The organism is Nostoc sp. DSM 114161 (assembly GCF_052692665.1).
Genome location: NZ_CP195141.1, coordinates 58,350 through 74,518 on the forward strand (window position 1 = coordinate 58,350; position 16,169 = coordinate 74,518).

The following is a 16,169-nucleotide window of genomic DNA, read 5'->3' on the forward strand; positions in this document are numbered from 1 at the left end:
GCTCCCCCTGCTCCTCTGCCCCCCTGCTCCCCTGCCCCCTGCCCCTCCGCCCTCTTGACAGACCTGCAACCCCTGTATAAACTTCTCTTGAAAATGCCCTAGAGACGCCAGCAAGGCTTTTGTGTTACAATTTTGGAGTGTTTTTACTTTTATTTGCCTTTCGGCGAGTTAAACCCCACGCATCAGGAGAATTTACATGACGAGCAGTTACAGTGCCGATCAGATTCAAGTTCTGGAAGGTCTGGAAGCCGTCCGCAAACGACCAGGAATGTACATCGGTACTACAGGGCCGCGAGGACTCCACCATTTAGTTTACGAGGTGGTGGACAATTCAATTGATGAGGCTTTGGCGGGTTACTGCACCCATATAGAGGTGGACATCAACGCTGATGGTTCTGTAACTGTAACAGATGATGGTCGCGGTATTCCCGTCGATACTCACTCACGTACCGGGAAATCGGCTTTGGAAACCGTGATGACGGTACTGCACGCCGGTGGTAAGTTTGGCGGCGGTGGCTACAAAGTTTCTGGAGGATTGCATGGAGTTGGTATTTCTGTTGTTAATGCCCTATCTGAGATTGTAGAAGTTACAGTTTGGCGAGACAAAAAGGTTCATACCCAACGCTATGAACGGGGTTTACCAGTTACCGATTTGCAAGTTAAGCCTTACAAAGAAGCTAGAACTGGAACTTCTGTCACCTTCAAGCCAGATATTCAAATTTTTACCACTGGTATTGAGTTTGATTACATTACTTTATCAGGTCGCCTACGAGAGTTAGCGTATCTGAATGCTGGTGTCAAAATTACCTTTAGCGACCACCGCCTGGAATTACTCAAAAGCGATACACCCAAGGTAGAAACCTACGAATATAAGGGTGGCATTAAAGAATATATCGCTTACATGAACCGCGAAAAGCAGCCACTCCATGAAGAAATTATCTATGTCCAAGGTGAACGTAACAACGTTCAAGTAGAAGTTTCTTTACAGTGGTGTACTGATGCTTATACGGATAACGTGTTAGGTTTTGCTAACAATATTCGCACGGTTGATGGAGGTACGCACTTAGAAGGGTTGAAAGCAGTTCTGACTCGCACGTTAAATGCGATCGCCCGCAAGCGAAATAAAATTAAAGAAAATGAACCCAACCTCAGTGGCGAACACGTCCGCGAAGGTTTAACAGCAGTAATTTCCGTAAAAGTCCCAGACCCAGAATTTGAAGGACAAACCAAAACCAAACTCGGTAACACCGAAGTCCGGGGAATTGTCGATTCTTTGGTGGGAGAAGTCCTCACCGAGTACCTAGAATTTCACCCCGGTGTTGCTGATGCGATTTTAGATAAAGCTATCCAAGCTTTCAAAGCCGCAGAAGCCGCGCGTCACGCACGGGAATTAGTCAGACGCAAATCAGTACTCGAATCTTCGCCATTACCTGGTAAATTGGCAGATTGTAGTTCTCGCGATCCCGGCGAATCAGAGATTTTCATCGTAGAAGGCGACTCAGCCGGTGGAAGTGCCAAACAAGGACGCGATCGCCGCACTCAAGCTATTTTGCCTCTTCGTGGTAAGATTCTCAACATTGAAAAAACCGACGACGCCAAAATTTATAAAAATAACGAAGTTCAAGCGTTAATTACAGCACTGGGTTTAGGCGTCAAAGGGGAAGAATTCGACTCCTCGCAACTGCGCTATCACCGCATAGTGATTATGACTGACGCTGACGTAGATGGAGCGCACATCCGGACTTTGTTGTTAACTTTCTTCTATCGCTATCAGCGATCGCTCATCGAACAAGGCTTTATTTATATCGCTTGTCCGCCATTATATAAGGTAGAACGCGGGCGCAATCATGAATATTGTTATAGCGATCGCGACAAAGACCAAGTAATCGCCAAATTCCCAGCCAACGCCAACTACACCATCCAACGCTTCAAAGGTTTGGGTGAAATGATGCCACAACAACTCTGGGATACGACAATGAACCCAGAAACTCGCAAACTCAAACAAGTCGAAATCGAAGACGCAGCTGAAGCCGATCGCATTTTCACTATTTTAATGGGCGATCGTGTTGCACCTCGAAGAGAATTCATTGAAACCTATGGTTCTAAACTCAATTTCACCGATCTAGATATTTAATTCAATTTTTTCTCACGACTCTGATAATTTGTGACGCTAGTAATGGGTAATGGATTAAAAAATCTATTACCCATTATTTTTTGATTACTGCTATAATCTCCATCTTCATCCAAGCGATCGTCTTAGGATTTACCCCAGGCAAAATTTAAGAAACACCAGGGTTTTAAAAGAATACAGTTCATATAAGTAGCTGGACACAATTATTTAGGACTTACGCACACTCTATGAATTCTTCTCTACGAGACGCTGCGCGTTCGCGAAGCGTTCCGCAGGAAAGGCGTTCTTCTCTACGAGACGCTGCGCGTTGGCGGAAGCCTCTCGTAGAGAAGGCGTCTTGGCGGTTCGATAAATTAGGCTTTTCAGCGATTTTTGCGTAAGTCCTATTATTTAGAAGACGCATTTCGACTTCCCTCAATGCTCGAACCCTGAGAAGACGAGGGTTGAGCGGAGTCGAAACCCGGCAACCTCTTTTTTAGTTTAATTTAGTGTTTCTAATTAGGACTGTAAAATACAAAAGTTTAAAATCCTAATAACAACTAACTTTTCCCTCCTACCCAGTCACTGAGTTTAGCCTGAGCGCAACCGTACCCCTACAATACGAGCAAGCTAGCAAGAGCATATCGTAGAGAAGTGCTGCCTCCTGCCTTCTACTTATCTCTTTTGGCTGATGGCAAACTAAAAAATTCCTCAATATCTTGCTTTAATATTTTTTGTAACTCCAAACTATACCGTTAGATAAGTGACTATAGTCCATCAATTCATTAATTATTATCAATAATTATCTATTCAACTGGATTTTAGACAAAATTATGAAAGCGAGTAAAGGCATAGTAAAAAAAATATTTTTTAATATTGTTGGTATAAGTAGCTTGGTTGCTCTGTCTGCTTGCGCTGAGCCTGTCACTCAAACTCCGACAACAACTATCCCTCCGGTTACTCAAACCCCCATAACAACTCCTCCTCCCGTCACGCAAACTCCCGCTCCCAGCCAAAATTTAGCAGAACTGGCAAAGTCAGCAGCAGCGCAGGGACAATTTCAAACTCTCATAAAAGCATTAGGAGCCGCTGGCGTAAACGAACAATTGACTACACCAGGGCCTTATACAGTTTTTGCACCTACCGATGCCGCTTTCTCTGCTTTACCTAAAGCTACTTTAGATAAACTTTTACAGCCTGCTAACAAGCAACAATTAGTCAAGCTTTTGGCTTACCACGTTATACCCGGCCGAATTACCTCTCAAGAGTTGACATCTGGACAAGTAAAAACTGTGGAGGGTACTCCCGTTAAAATCACAGTCGATCCCAGTACTAAAACTATAACCGTCAACAACGCTAAAGTGACTCAACCCGATATCCCAGCTAGCAATGGCATCGTTCACATAATTGACCAAGTAATTTTGCCACCCAATTTTCCGATAACCCTAAATACCACGCCAACACCACGTTAGTTCAACAAAGCTAATACATCTACATTGCTCAAACGCCACTTAACCTTTCATTAGGACAAGGGGAAAAAGAAAAACCTCTTGTCTTAAGGGTTTGGCAGCTAATAAATTCAAACCAGCAAAAAATATAATTCATTAATACGCGTACTACAAAAAATATCAATTTTTCAGCTTGCAACTCATCATATAATTTGAGTTAATGTAAAGATTTAAAAAAATCAATGTTAAAGTATCAGTAGCCATACCAATATTGTTGGAAATTACTCAACTAATGCCTTTTCCCCTGACTCGCTGATTAATTTTGCCCACCAGCGAGAAACACATTTGTTATGCTTGGATAACATAACTAAATATCATCTATCAACAACACTTAATAAGTATCTTGAGGATTTCTCATAATCAAATGACAAAATGACAAGATTTTACTGAATCAAAAGTAATTAAGAGCACAAATACTTTACTGAAAAAGCTTTTCAAGCAAGTCATCAGGCAAATCTTTGAGTTTTTTTGCTCAACGCAATGCCTAGTGGAAACAAACATCATCTTGCTAAAAACTTGTTAATATCTTCATATACCACCCTGAAAATAGCTATTGCATCGTATGTATTCAATGTATTTGTGCCTTAGGTAAACTTATATCAACGATCTTTCAGGGCAAATCATTTTTGAATTGATTAAAATATCGTTGTATACAATAAGAAAAGTTTGTCAAGTTTCATAGGGCTGAAATCGCCACAGTGCGCTAACGTGTGAATAAGACCAAATTAGTTAAACCTAAAGCGATCTGCTATCAGGTCGATTCTGCAACAACCTCAACTCCTTAGTTAAGGTAACGATCCGGCAGAAGGTTAACTCCTTTCAGGCAAGCACCACCACTGTTGTTGTATTTACTCATAGGAAAAACCCACTTCGATCCAAGGACTTAATGATTTATGAAGGAAATGTAAAATAGGTAGGTTAAGACTTTTCGCCTGAGTTAACATAACAATGCACTCTTTCTCAGTAATTAACGTTGTGTAAAATACATGAATTGAGCAAAACAAAGTGTACTTAACTTTTAAACGCAATCAAAGAACCACTGCAATTCTGAAAAGTCTAGAAAATATTTAAGGGTGTAATTCCCGTGTTTAATGTCTTTTTGGTAAAAGTGGCTAACACTTGTTTAATAAATTCACGATCGATACACAAAATAGAGTGCAATTTCTGTGAAACAGGCTACAATCGGAAGAGTCTTTATACGAAAATCTGCCAAAAGTCTGAATTAGTTTGTATCGAGTGGCAAGTTTTTGGTAAAGGTGAGTCTTTTTTTAAGACCAATCACTTAAAAATATGTGCGATCGCAACACATATGACATTTACTTTGATTGAGCAAGTCACCTTTTATTTGTGACTTCAACTAAAGTAAAAAACCCTCCAAAAGAGGTGCAAAAGTGCCGAAGATATCTCTGGTAAATCTGCCAAAAAGCTTATTTTCGGTTGTCAACAAGCTCGTTTTAAAGAGCATTAAACACACACATCTTGAGTAATTGATTCTGCAAGGAGCATGAGGAACGCGGCATGAACCAGGCTAACAACGTACTCGAAAGCATATATCAGCCTGACCTAGAAATAATGAATCAGCCTGAGCTCGAGTTAGAAGAACTCTTAATAGACGATGAAGAGGACTTCCCGATCGTAGATGAAGGTGACGATGAGTTTTTAGAGCCTCAGTCTGATGAGGACGACGCAAAGTCTGGAAAAGCCGCTAAATCGCGTCGTCGGACACAAAGCAAGAAAAAGCACTACACAGAAGATTCGATTCGGCTTTACTTGCAAGAGATTGGTAGAATTCGCCTATTGCGGGCAGATGAAGAAATTGAATTAGCCCGTAAAATTGCTGATTTACTCGAATTAGAAAGGGTACGGGAAAGACTTTCAGAACAGTTAGATCGCGATCCTCGCGATAGTGAATGGGCAGAAGCGGTGCAACTGCCACTACCAGCTTTTCGTTATCGCCTGCACGTTGGGCGCAGGGCGAAAGACAAGATGGTGCAATCTAACTTGCGTCTTGTAGTTTCAATTGCTAAGAAATACATGAATCGCGGTTTGTCATTCCAAGATTTAATCCAAGAAGGTAGTCTTGGTTTGATTCGCGCCGCTGAAAAGTTTGACCATGAGAAAGGTTATAAGTTTTCTACCTACGCTACATGGTGGATTCGTCAAGCAATTACCCGCGCGATCGCCGATCAATCCCGCACAATTCGTCTTCCAGTCCACCTTTACGAAACCATTTCTCGAATTAAGAAAACCACAAAATTATTATCTCAAGAAATGGGTCGCAAACCCACGGAAGAAGAAATCGCCACTCGTATGGAAATGACCATTGAGAAGTTGCGGTTTATTGCTAAATCAGCTCAATTACCTATTTCATTAGAAACGCCCATTGGGAAAGAAGAAGACTCTCGGTTGGGCGATTTTATTGAGTCCGATGGCGAAACACCAGAAGATCAAGTTTCCAAAAATCTATTGCGCGAAGACCTAGAAAAAGTTCTCGACAGTCTCAGCCCTCGCGAACGCGATGTTCTCAGACTGCGGTACGGCTTGGATGATGGTCGCATGAAGACACTTGAAGAAATTGGGCAGATTTTCAACGTCACTCGCGAACGCATTCGTCAAATTGAAGCGAAGGCACTCCGTAAGTTACGTCACCCAAATCGCAACAGCGTTCTCAAGGAATATATTCGGTAATCAAGAGTCATTTATCAATAGTCATTGGTCATTAGTCATTAGTCATTAGTGAAGAAACAAAACCCAAAGGACAAATGACAAAATACAGATGACAAACAAATAAAAAACCTGGTAGTGGGTAATCACTCCAGGTTTTTTTATTTATGGGTCATCTTAGATATTAAAACTTATACCAATTTGAAAAATGAATTCGCAGAACCCTTTCTGGAAAAGAAATTCTCAATTCAAAATCTAAAATTCAAAATGGTATTAGAGGATGCCCCAGAAGTGCAAGAAACCTTGGCCAGAAAAAACTTCAACTAGTACTGCCGCTAAAAAACCAATCATTGCTAAGCGGCCATTCCAAATTTCTGCTTGTGGAGTAAAGCCCCAACGCCAAGCATTACGATCTTCAACTACAGGAGTAGTGACTTTTGTTGTTGTTGTTGCATTTGTCATGGTTAACACTCCAAATTCAATTTTTAATTTTTATTGCCTTACGTAAACTAATATAACAAATTTTTTAATAAAAACAAAGATTATTATATTTTTGTTGCAATCTCTTGACATTAAATGTGATACTAATCAACAAGAACTAAAACATCTATCTTGCGATACAACTCTTCAAAGCTTCTTGGAGTTACTAGAAAATTATTGAGACTATTTTTCAATTATTTTAACATTTAACCAGTTATTGATGCCTAGAACCTTTGAAAAACAAGAATTTAAATTACAAATGGATATGTGTTAACTATGATTTAATTACTATTTATTAGTATTAATTGAGAAATTTAGGATGCCGTTCATAGGTTGAAAGTAGCTTGTTTAACGTGAATTCGACGACTCATATAGTGTCCGTCTAATTAGCTCAATGAAAAGACCTCTAAGAGGTTTACTACGCAAAACCGTCTTTCTCTGACTCGGAGAGAAACTTAAACTTTAGTTCAAGACAGAGAAAGGTTCGTCGAATTTACGTTTGTTTAGCAATCTTGTAGTTGAAGAGTTAAATTATTGACTGCTTGCTATGTACACGCTGACTAAAAGTATTAATTTAGCTTTGCCATCGGGATAGTTAAGTTAGAGTTATTACAAATAAAACTAATTTATAATAGAAAGCAATTTTCATTTAATAAATTAATATCTAGACTGTTTGTTAGTAGCTCGAAAAAATTATGAACAAACAGCAAACTAATGACTTTGACAAAATTGTTCTTACTGGTTTCATGGTTAGTCTAGCTAGACAGTTCACAGATATTCCTTATGCTAAGGAATTGGCACAATTAATAGAAAAGCAAGGGTTGGTAAAGCTACCTCAACCACAAAATCAAGACAAAAGTGTTTTGCTTACCGCACGTGTAGAAGCTCGTTATAAAGCTATCAACCAGGTCATAGTTGAATATCAAATAACACAAGTTTTAGAACTGGCATCTGGTTTGTTACCTCGTGGACTTTTGATGTCTAGCAATCCGAATATTACTTTTATTGAAAGTGACCTGCCTGAGATGATTCGTTGCAAACAACAACTAATTCAGCAACTAGTGGGGGAACGTCCTAACCTGCATTTTATCGAAATTGATGCTACTAGCCGTCCTAGCGGGTTTTCTAAAAGTACTTCTTTACTCAAAGCCGGACAACCAGTGATGATTTTGTGTGAAGGATTGCTGACACATTTAACTTTGGCAGAAAAACAACTTGTGTGTGCCAATATTCACGACATGCTTCACTCTTATGGTGGTGTTTGGATTACTCCTGATTTCATTGATACAGGTAGTTTGGTGCGATCGCAACAAGATGACTCAGATTTACAAAAGCTATTACAAACAGGCACTAATCTCACAGGCAGATCTTTAGTAAATAATAATTTTGGCACACTCGATCTTGCACGGCAGTTTGTTTGCGAACAAGGTTTTCGTGTAACAGAACATAGTATGTTGAACGTCACAGACGAGTTAAGCTGCTTAGAAATTTTGGGTATCGAGAAAGAAGTAGTGAGGAGAATGCTTGCTACTCAATCTGTGTTCGCGCTCACTGTTGATGTTGCTTGATTTTTACTTAGTGCCAAACAATTTCCATTTCTTTTGTAGTTGAGATAAAACCAAGCTTTTCGTAGAGAATTTTGCCATCCTTGGTAGTGTGGAGCCAGATGCGTTTTGCCTCAGTCTCTTTGACAAAGCTAATAGTTTCCTTTAAAAGTGCTGTAGCAATCCCCTGGCTTCGCCATTGTGGAATTGTATAAACGTTCATAATATAAGCTTCTAAGCCCGACAAATTACCGTCATAGGGAGGCCGTGTAAAAAGTACCAAGCCGCTAGTACCCACAATTTGATTTTCCACCTCAGCAACCCAAACCAGAAACTCACCTTGCAGCATTTTATCTGCCAAATAGTTTCTAGTCGCTGCTGCGATCGCTTCTATTTCAGTATTATCTTTAATATCGCCAGCCTCACGCAGGAGTTCAAGGCGTAGTCTAACTAGCGCCTCTAAATCTCCTAAGTTTGCTCGCCGTAGGTTTAACATCATTTTTACTATGAGCGGACTTCAGCCACCGTGATAATTTTTTCATCGCGGTTGAGTTGGATGATGCTTTCGCCTTTGACATCTCTGCTTAAGATAGGTACTTTTTCTACAGGTATCCGCAATACCCGGTCTTTGTTTGTCACTAGGGCTACTTCACTAGAAGCGTTGGCGTTGCCCGCCGAAGGCATCGCCTTGACCATAGCAGCTAAATTATCAGTTTTGCTGGTAAATTTCAGCGCCTGGGTGCCTAAATCCCCGCGATTAGCTGCTCTTAATTGACTCGCAATCATGCGCTTAGCATATCCTTCTTGAGTCACAAGCAACAGCTGGTCATCTTTGCTGACATTGACACAACCAACCATTTGCTGATTTCTCAATAATCGAAATGCCTGTAAACCCATCGCTGTGCGACCCATGATTGGTAGTTGTTCGTCATTAACCGCAAATCGCAATACACGCCCGCCAGAACTAGCTAAAATTAAATGCTCCCCTGGAATTGTGAACTGAGTAAATGACAATTCATCGTCGTCTTTGAGCTTGAGAATTGTAATTCCGCGACGAGTCAAATTAGTGAATTCTTCCAAAGACAAACGCTTAATTCGTCCCTGTTTTGTCAGCAGAACCATTTGGCTAGTTTCAGGATTTTCCGGTAGTAAAAAGCGGCTAACCACACCTTCTTGAGCGCCTTGAGCAGTATTGCTGAGCATGGTAATCAGTGGCGTTCCCCGTGGAGAACGTCCAGTGGTTTGGGGAATTTCTCCCACCTTCACAGGGTAGACTTTTCCGCCACTCGTTAATATCAGCAAATCTTTGTCTGTATCGGTCAATACACTTTGGATAATAAAATCATTCTCGTGCAGACCATTTTCAACTTTTGACTTTTTCCCAGATGTATTAATACGACGTACATAACCGCGTTGAGTAAATTCTAAAACTGCTTCCTGGGCTGGTTCAGAAGGTTTGAGGCTTTCTTCATCCTCCTCTGCCCCCCTACCCCTCTGCCCCTCTGCCCCTCTGCCCTTTTGTTCGGGCGCTACTGTGTTCTTTTGTTCCTCTACTATTTTTGTGCGTCGAGCATCGTTGTACTTGCGTTTGAGCGATCGCAAATCTTTTTTCAGCGCCTTGAGTAATTCGTGGCGATCGTTGAGTAATCTTTGTAATAAATCAATTTGCTCGCTGAGTTCTTCAAATTCGCGCTGTAAGTTTTGCTGCTCTAAACTGGTGAGGCGGCGCAACGGCATAGCTAGAATTGCATCTGCTTGTCCCTCACTCAAATCGAGTCGGCTGCAAAGGTTGATTTTTGCGGTACTACCATCAGCAGCTTGGCGCAAAATTTCAATCACTGCATCTAAATTAGACAAAGCTTTCAGCAAACCTTCCACCAAATGCGATCGACTTTGAGCTTTCTCCAACTCATAACTGTAGCGACGGTTAAGAGTTTGTTCTCTAAAACTCAAAAATTCCTGTAAAAGTTGTCGCAAACTTAACTGGCGGGGTTGTCCATCGACTATTGCTAACAGAATTGCGCCAAAGTTACTTTGTAAAGCAGTTTGGTGATATAAATTTTGCAGAACTTCTTGGGGATTTGTATCGCGTTTGAGTTCGATGACTACGCGCATACCTTCGCGATCGCTTTCATCCCGCAGATCGGAAATTCCCTGCAAGCGGCCTTGATTTACTAAGTCCGCGACCTTTTCAATCCAGCCAGCTTTATTTACTTGATACGGCAATTCTGTGACAATAATTGCCGTTCGTCGCTTACTTCCCCTGGTCGCTGGAATTTCCTCCAACGTTGCCAGTCCCCGCAGCACAATTCCACCCTTACCTGTGGTGTAAGCCTCACGAATTCCCACTTCACCAACTATTTCCCCACCAGTGGGAAAATCCGGCCCTGGAATTAACTCGAATAACTTTTGATCTGACAAATCTGGGGTGTCGATTAAAGCAATCAACCCATCAACTACTTCCCCCAAATTGTGCGGCGGAATATTCGTCGCCATCCCTACCGCAATACCAGAACAGCCATTGAGCAATAGAAATGGTAATTGAGCGGGTAAAACCGTCGGTTCTTGCTGGGAATTATCGAAGTTACCGACAAATTCCACCGTTTCTTCGCCAATTTCTGCCAGCATTCCCTCATGGCTGATGGGTGCAAGGCGGGTTTCAGTGTAGCGCATCGCCGCCGGAGGGTCATTGTCAACGCTGCCAAAGTTACCGTGTCCTGCCAGTAAAGGATAGCGGCTAGAAAATTCCTGCACCAGCCTGACTAAAGCATCGTAAACCGCTTGATCCCCGTGGGGGTGGTATTTACCCAGGACATCACCCACTACACGGGCACATTTGCGGTAAGGCCTATCTGGTATCAAACCGAGTTCGTGCATTGCGTAAAGAATGCGGCGATGCACCGGTTTTAAGCCATCACGCACGTCTGGTAGCGCTCGCCCGACAATTACGCTCATGGCATATTCTAAGTAAGACCGTTGCATCTCGGTGTGCAGGGCTGTTGTAATTACCTGTCCCGTTGAGAGAAGGTTTAACTGTTTTGCCATGAGTTTTTTCCCTGAAATTTAACTACACAAAAACCGATGAAACTCAATACTCCAGCTACCACAGCATAACGGATGAAATGGGATTCCTGACAAAATCTTGATAGTCAAATAAGAAAAAGCAGTAGTATCATCCTTGATGACCAGCCTCTTGATTGACTATTAAAAAGAAGGCAGACGAATATAATCTACATACATTTAGTAGCCAGGATATTTACCATGATTGCATTTCTTAATTTGAAATTTTGGTCAAAGTCTGAACAAGTTTGGGTGATAGCTGTGCCAATCCCAAAGACAAACAGACGCCAGTTAAATCTTTTGGAAACGCCAAAGCCAAACAAGCCAGGATACTCATACAATAAAGTGGCTCAAATTTCCCACAGGAATTTTGAATTTTCTCAAAATTTTGTAACTGGCTGAGTTCAAAACTTCTCCTCTGGTCGCCGCTAGATGTAGCAATATCCCAAAGGGTATGGTTAGCGCTCAAAACTGTCCAACACCGATTTTTTAATCCCCTCACCTCCATAACTAAAATTCTCATGAAAACCGTTTTAATTGTCGAAGACGATCTAATTAATGCTCGTGTTTTTTCCAAGATTTTGTCCAAGCGCGGCGGCTTGGGTGTAAAACACACTGAAAATGTAGAAGAAGTAATAAAAATTGCCCAATCAGGAGAAGCAGACTTGATTTTGATGGACGTTTCTCTATCAAGAAGTGTTTATCAAGGCAAGTCAGTTGATGGCATCAAGATTACACAAATGTTGAAATCAGACCCAAAAACCGCAAACTTACCCGTTATTCTGGTGACAGCGCACGCTATGGAAGGCGATCGCGAGAACTTTCTCAAGCAAAGCGGTGCTGATGGCTACATTTCTAAACCAGTTGTTGACCATCAACAGTTTGTTGAACAAATCATCACCCTTCTACCCACAGATAACGACTAAAAAATCGCGACTCATTTTCAAAATACTCGCCCAATAATCTTTTTCACCGACTAGTTCCTATGTTTAATTAAGTATATATGTACTATAAGCGGGTACTTTTCGGCAAGTAGGTAATAGGATTTGGATATGGGGCATGGGGCAAGCAGAAAGTGTGGGAGGTGTGGGAGGTGTGGGAGGTGTGGGAGGTGTGGGAGGTGTGGGAGGATGGTGAAAAAATCTTTCCCCCCTCTCTCCCCACACTCCCCCATCCCCCCTCCCCACTCCTATTGCGTAGGCCGTTGTTGGGGGACTGATGAGCTTCCCCCTTGTTGTAGAGCTGCTTGAATACGAGGTAATTCTAGGAATTTTTTCGTATCAGATAGTAAGCGATCGCCCCAGAGATTTTCTTTGAGAAAATTCAAACTACCATAGCGCGGATCGATGCGGAGTGCGGCTTCTCCGAGGCTGAGTCCTTGTTGGGTATCGCCTTTGGTATACAGTGCCACTCCCAAAGCTAGTAAAGGTTCTGCGGCTTGTTTATCAATGTTTACAGCCGATTGCCATTGCTTAATCGCTCCTGAGGTATCACCTTGTTCGTAGTTGATTAAGCCTATATTGTTGATCGCCGGCCAGAATTTTTTATCATAAGTCACAGCTTGATTGTACTGAGTAATGGCATCTGGAAACCGACCCAACTGATAGTAAGCATTACCCAAATTAAACAAGCCTTCTGGGTCATTAGGTTTTAACTTCAAACCGTCTTGATAATTAACAACAGCCTCCTGGTACTTTTGCTGTTGAAAATTAGCCGATCCTATAGCGAACACAATATCAGCATTTTTGGGATTGAGAGATTGAGCTTTTTTTAACGCGGCGATCGCTGCGTCAAACTCTTTAGTTTGTAACTGCAATCCACCTAAGAGCAACCATACTTTATCATTGTTGGGAGCCAGTTGAGCAGCCAACCGCGCTCGTGGCAAAGCTAAGTCAACCTGTTGAAACTGAGCTAGTTGAGCCGCCTCTTGCGCCAGAGTCAACCCCTGCTTTTCTAACTTTGCTGCATCTAGTTGCAGTGTATGGGGTATTAATGCCTGCCCGTTAGCGGCTTTTGGAACACTCCACAAACTACAGACAACCACAAGAAATATCAAATAAAAATGTTTAGGCACACTACCGCCTCTAAGCCACTAATCAAAGAATCTTTCAGCTAGCTTAAACGATCTCCGCTAATGACGGCAGTAAAATCTTGTATTGGGCAGGGGGTAGGGGGCAGGGGGCAGGGGGAAAGGGGTAAGGGGAAAAGGGGGAAAGATTAAATTTATTCCTTTTCCCTTTTCCCTTTAACCTTTTCCCCATCTCCCCATCTCCCCATCTCCCCACACTCCCCACACTTCCCCATCTCCCCATCTCCCCACCTCCCCACCTCCCCACCTCCCCGCTCCCACTCCCCATTACAAAAACTGATGACTTTGGTCATACACCAGTCTGGAATTACTTATGACTTTAGTCCTACATCAGTTTGGACGTTTCGATCGATAATTATTATGTATGAATTTATACGAGGAGGTAAAAATTATACATTTTACAGCGGATTTTAATTTAAGGAGTCAATATTATGTTGAAAAACTGTGCGTTTATAGTCTTAGCGGCAGCAGCGATCGCTTTTCCTAGTGTTTTGAGTGCGCCTGCAAATGCTCAAACTGAAGTTTACACGATCGGTGAGAGCGATCGAGATTGGAACCGCGATCGTAGATCCGATGCTGTAGAAGTCAGAACTATCCCAAGCCAGGACAACTGGAACCGCGACGGTAGGCCCGATCCTAGAGAAGTTAGAAATCGCTCAAACTGGGACAATTGGAACCGTGACGGTAGACCGAATCCTAGAGAAGTTAGAAATCGCTCAAACTGGGACAATTGGAACCGCGACGGTAGACCGAATCCTAGAGAAGTTAGAAATCGCTCAAACTGGGACAATTGGAACCGCGACAACCAATCTTATACCAGAGTAGTCAGACTTGGTAATGGTGACATTAGATATCCTAACGGACAAATTATTCCTGCTAGGAGCATAGTTAGACTACGCGATCGAGGTTACTTTAGACTTCCCAACGGCGATATTCTGCTTCCCAGTCAGGAAATTGTTCCTGCTGGAAGATTAGTTAGAGTGCGTGATGGTTATTTCAGACTTCCTGATGGACTGATACTGCAAATTAACCTTTAAAACACTAAAAACTCAAAATAATTGTCAGTATGGAGCTACCAGGCTATAGTTTTAGCCGTGAAGAACAGCTCGGTAGCCGTTCCTTCTAGACTTAAATGAATATGCAATTTAATACACAAGACTCTGTAAATCCACCAGTTTTGGTTCCAGAGGTAAAGAAAAAAAGGGGCAATAAAAATTGGCTCTCTTGGCTACTCGTACTTGCTCTGTTCGGTGGTATTGGCTATGCAGTTTATTACCAAGTAACCGTCGTTCCCCGTCAAGAAGCTAGACGGCGCGTCCTAACAAGGCCTGTACAAAGGCAGAATTTAGTAATCAAAGTATCAGCAAACGGAGAGGTGAAGCCCGAACGGTCAATCAACCTCAGCCCGAAAAATTCAGGCGTACTCAAAACCCTACTGGTGAAGGAAGGAGATATCGTCAGACAAGGGCAAATTTTGGCTTACATGGATGATTCCAACCTGCGCGGGCAGCTCACTTCTGCTCAAGGGCAATTGGCACAAGCCCAAGCGAACCTGCAAAAAGCACAGGCAGGCAATCGCCCCCAAGATATCGCCCAAGCACAGGCACAACTCGACGAAGCCGTAGCGAATCTGCAAAAGGTACAAGCAGGCAATCGCTCTCAAGATATTGCCCAAGCACAGGCACGTTTACAAAGCGCTCAAGCAAGTTTAAGTAAAGCTGAAGATGATTTTCGGCGCAATCAAGAACTCTACAATGCACGGGCTATTTCTCTTCAAAGTCTAAATCAAACCCGTGCTGACAGGGATAGTGCCCAAGCTGCTGTCAATGAAGCACAGCAAGCACTGGGTCTGCAAAAAGCTGGGTCGCGTCCAGAAGACATCGAACAAGCACGCGCTGTGGTCAACCAAAGACAACAAGCTTTGGCGCTCCTCAAAGCCGGAACCCGCCAAGAAGATATAGACGCAGCCCGCGCCCAGGTAACATCTGCTCGTGGTTCGCTGCAAAATATCCAAGCCGAAATCAATGACACGATCATTCGCGCTCCTTTTGATGGCGTGGTGACGAAAAAGTATGCCGACCCAGGCGCTTTCGTAACTCCTACAACTGCCAGTAGTGAGATATCTTCTGCTACTTCTTCTTCAATCTTGGCTCTGGCTTCCACCAATGAAGTTGTTGCCAATTTAGCCGAAACCAATATTTCTAAAATTAGCATTGGTCAAAAAGTTACCATTCAAGCGGATGCCTACCCAGGAAAAATATTTGAAGGGAAAGTCAGGCAAATTGCTGCCCAATCTGTAGTGGAACAAAACGTTACCAGTTTTGAAGTCAGAGTGTCACTTTCAGACCCTGAAAGAGTACTACGGTCTGGGATGAATGTAGAAGCAGATTTTCAAGTTGGTGAAGTGAAAAATGTCTTGGTTGTGCCCACAGCCTCGGTGGTGCGTCAAGAAAGTGCTACAGGTGTGTTTGTACCAGGAAACAATGGCAGACCCGTCTTTACTCCCATTGAGACGGGTGTGACTGCTAATAACTTTACTGAAGTTAAGTCTGGATTGACAGGAAATGAAAGGGTACTGCTGAGTTTCCCACCAGGAGCGCGTCCCCAATCAACACCACGAGGAGGAGTTTTTCCAGGCCTCGGAGGAGGCGGTGGTGGCGGCGGTGGTGGTGGCGGTGGAAGAGGAGGTCGTTCGGGCGGCGGTTCTCCTTAAA

Annotated in this window: 14 protein-coding genes; 7 read left to right on the forward strand and 7 right to left on the reverse strand. The window is 42.7% G+C overall.

The features are described from left to right. The first annotated feature begins 196 nt into the window (after window positions 1-196). Window positions 197-2,134: a DNA topoisomerase (ATP-hydrolyzing) subunit B gene (gene gyrB / locus NSTC745_RS00230; RefSeq protein ID WP_445635379.1), complete on the forward strand. Its 1,938-nt coding sequence runs from the start codon at window positions 197-199 to the stop codon at window positions 2,132-2,134. 211 nt (window positions 2,135-2,345) lie between these two features. On the opposite strand, the gene NSTC745_RS00235 is transcribed toward gyrB, so the two are convergent. Beyond that, window positions 2,346-2,534, reverse strand: a complete 189-nt coding sequence (locus NSTC745_RS00235) for a hypothetical protein (protein ID WP_445635380.1) — start codon at window positions 2,532-2,534, stop codon at window positions 2,346-2,348. 409 nt (window positions 2,535-2,943) lie between these two features. On the opposite strand from NSTC745_RS00235, the gene NSTC745_RS00240 reads away from it, so the two are divergent. Together NSTC745_RS00240 and rpoD are read left to right on the forward strand one after the other, a co-directional pair. Beyond that, window positions 2,944-3,582 (forward strand): fasciclin domain-containing protein, encoded by a 639-nt coding sequence (locus NSTC745_RS00240; protein WP_445635381.1) that lies wholly within the window; start codon window positions 2,944-2,946, stop codon window positions 3,580-3,582. 1,554 nt (window positions 3,583-5,136) lie between these two features. Then, the gene (gene rpoD, locus NSTC745_RS00245) at window positions 5,137-6,306 is read left to right on the forward strand and encodes an RNA polymerase sigma factor RpoD (RefSeq protein ID WP_096537149.1); all 1,170 of its coding nucleotides are present in this window, start codon (window positions 5,137-5,139) and stop codon (window positions 6,304-6,306) included. Between the two features lie 249 nt (window positions 6,307-6,555). On the opposite strand, the gene NSTC745_RS00250 is transcribed toward rpoD, so the two are convergent. Beyond that, window positions 6,556-6,744, reverse strand: a complete 189-nt coding sequence (locus tag NSTC745_RS00250) for a chlorophyll a/b-binding protein (RefSeq protein ID WP_096537148.1) — start codon at window positions 6,742-6,744, stop codon at window positions 6,556-6,558. A gap of 713 nt (window positions 6,745-7,457) precedes the next feature. On the opposite strand from NSTC745_RS00250, the gene NSTC745_RS00255 reads away from it, so the two are divergent. Next, entirely contained in the window at window positions 7,458-8,330 is an 873-nt protein-coding gene (locus tag NSTC745_RS00255) for a class I SAM-dependent methyltransferase (protein ID WP_445635382.1), read from the forward strand. 7 nt (window positions 8,331-8,337) lie between these two features. Here the strand turns inward: NSTC745_RS00255 and NSTC745_RS00260 are convergent, their stop codons facing one another. The 3 genes from NSTC745_RS00260 to NSTC745_RS00270 form a co-directional block, all read right to left on the reverse strand. Next, window positions 8,338-8,805: a GNAT family N-acetyltransferase gene (locus tag NSTC745_RS00260; protein WP_445635383.1), complete on the reverse strand. Its 468-nt coding sequence runs from the start codon at window positions 8,803-8,805 to the stop codon at window positions 8,338-8,340. Between the two features lie 5 nt (window positions 8,806-8,810). Beyond that, entirely contained in the window at window positions 8,811-11,351 is a 2,541-nt protein-coding gene (gyrA, locus tag NSTC745_RS00265) for a DNA topoisomerase (ATP-hydrolyzing) subunit A (protein ID WP_445635384.1), read from the reverse strand. A 229-nt stretch (window positions 11,352-11,580) separates the two neighbouring features. Further along, window positions 11,581-11,889 (reverse strand): hypothetical protein, encoded by a 309-nt coding sequence (locus NSTC745_RS00270; RefSeq protein ID WP_445635385.1) that lies wholly within the window; start codon window positions 11,887-11,889, stop codon window positions 11,581-11,583. Between NSTC745_RS00270 and NSTC745_RS00275 the strand changes: the two genes are divergently transcribed. After that, window positions 11,888-12,292 carry a response regulator gene (locus NSTC745_RS00275; protein WP_414569988.1) on the forward strand — a complete coding sequence of 135 codons (405 nt, stop codon included), beginning with the start codon at window positions 11,888-11,890 and terminating at the stop codon, window positions 12,290-12,292. The two genes, NSTC745_RS00270 and NSTC745_RS00275, sit on opposite strands and share 2 nt — an antisense overlap. Window positions 12,293-12,355: 63 nt before the next feature. On the opposite strand, the gene NSTC745_RS00280 is transcribed toward NSTC745_RS00275, so the two are convergent. Together NSTC745_RS00280 and NSTC745_RS00285 are read right to left on the reverse strand one after the other, a co-directional pair. After that, window positions 12,356-12,532, reverse strand: a complete 177-nt coding sequence (locus tag NSTC745_RS00280; RefSeq protein ID WP_445635386.1) for a hypothetical protein — start codon at window positions 12,530-12,532, stop codon at window positions 12,356-12,358. A gap of 23 nt (window positions 12,533-12,555) precedes the next feature. Continuing rightward, window positions 12,556-13,440: a tetratricopeptide repeat protein gene (locus tag NSTC745_RS00285; protein WP_445635387.1), complete on the reverse strand. Its 885-nt coding sequence runs from the start codon at window positions 13,438-13,440 to the stop codon at window positions 12,556-12,558. Between the two features lie 446 nt (window positions 13,441-13,886). Between NSTC745_RS00285 and NSTC745_RS00290 the strand changes: the two genes are divergently transcribed. Together NSTC745_RS00290 and NSTC745_RS00295 are read left to right on the forward strand one after the other, a co-directional pair. After that, complete coding sequence (locus NSTC745_RS00290) at window positions 13,887-14,492, forward strand: hypothetical protein (RefSeq protein WP_445635388.1); 606 nt, start codon at window positions 13,887-13,889, stop codon at window positions 14,490-14,492. A gap of 101 nt (window positions 14,493-14,593) precedes the next feature. Then, complete coding sequence (locus NSTC745_RS00295; RefSeq protein WP_445635389.1) at window positions 14,594-16,168, forward strand: efflux RND transporter periplasmic adaptor subunit; 1,575 nt, start codon at window positions 14,594-14,596, stop codon at window positions 16,166-16,168. The last annotated feature ends 1 nt before the right edge of the window (window position 16,169 follow it).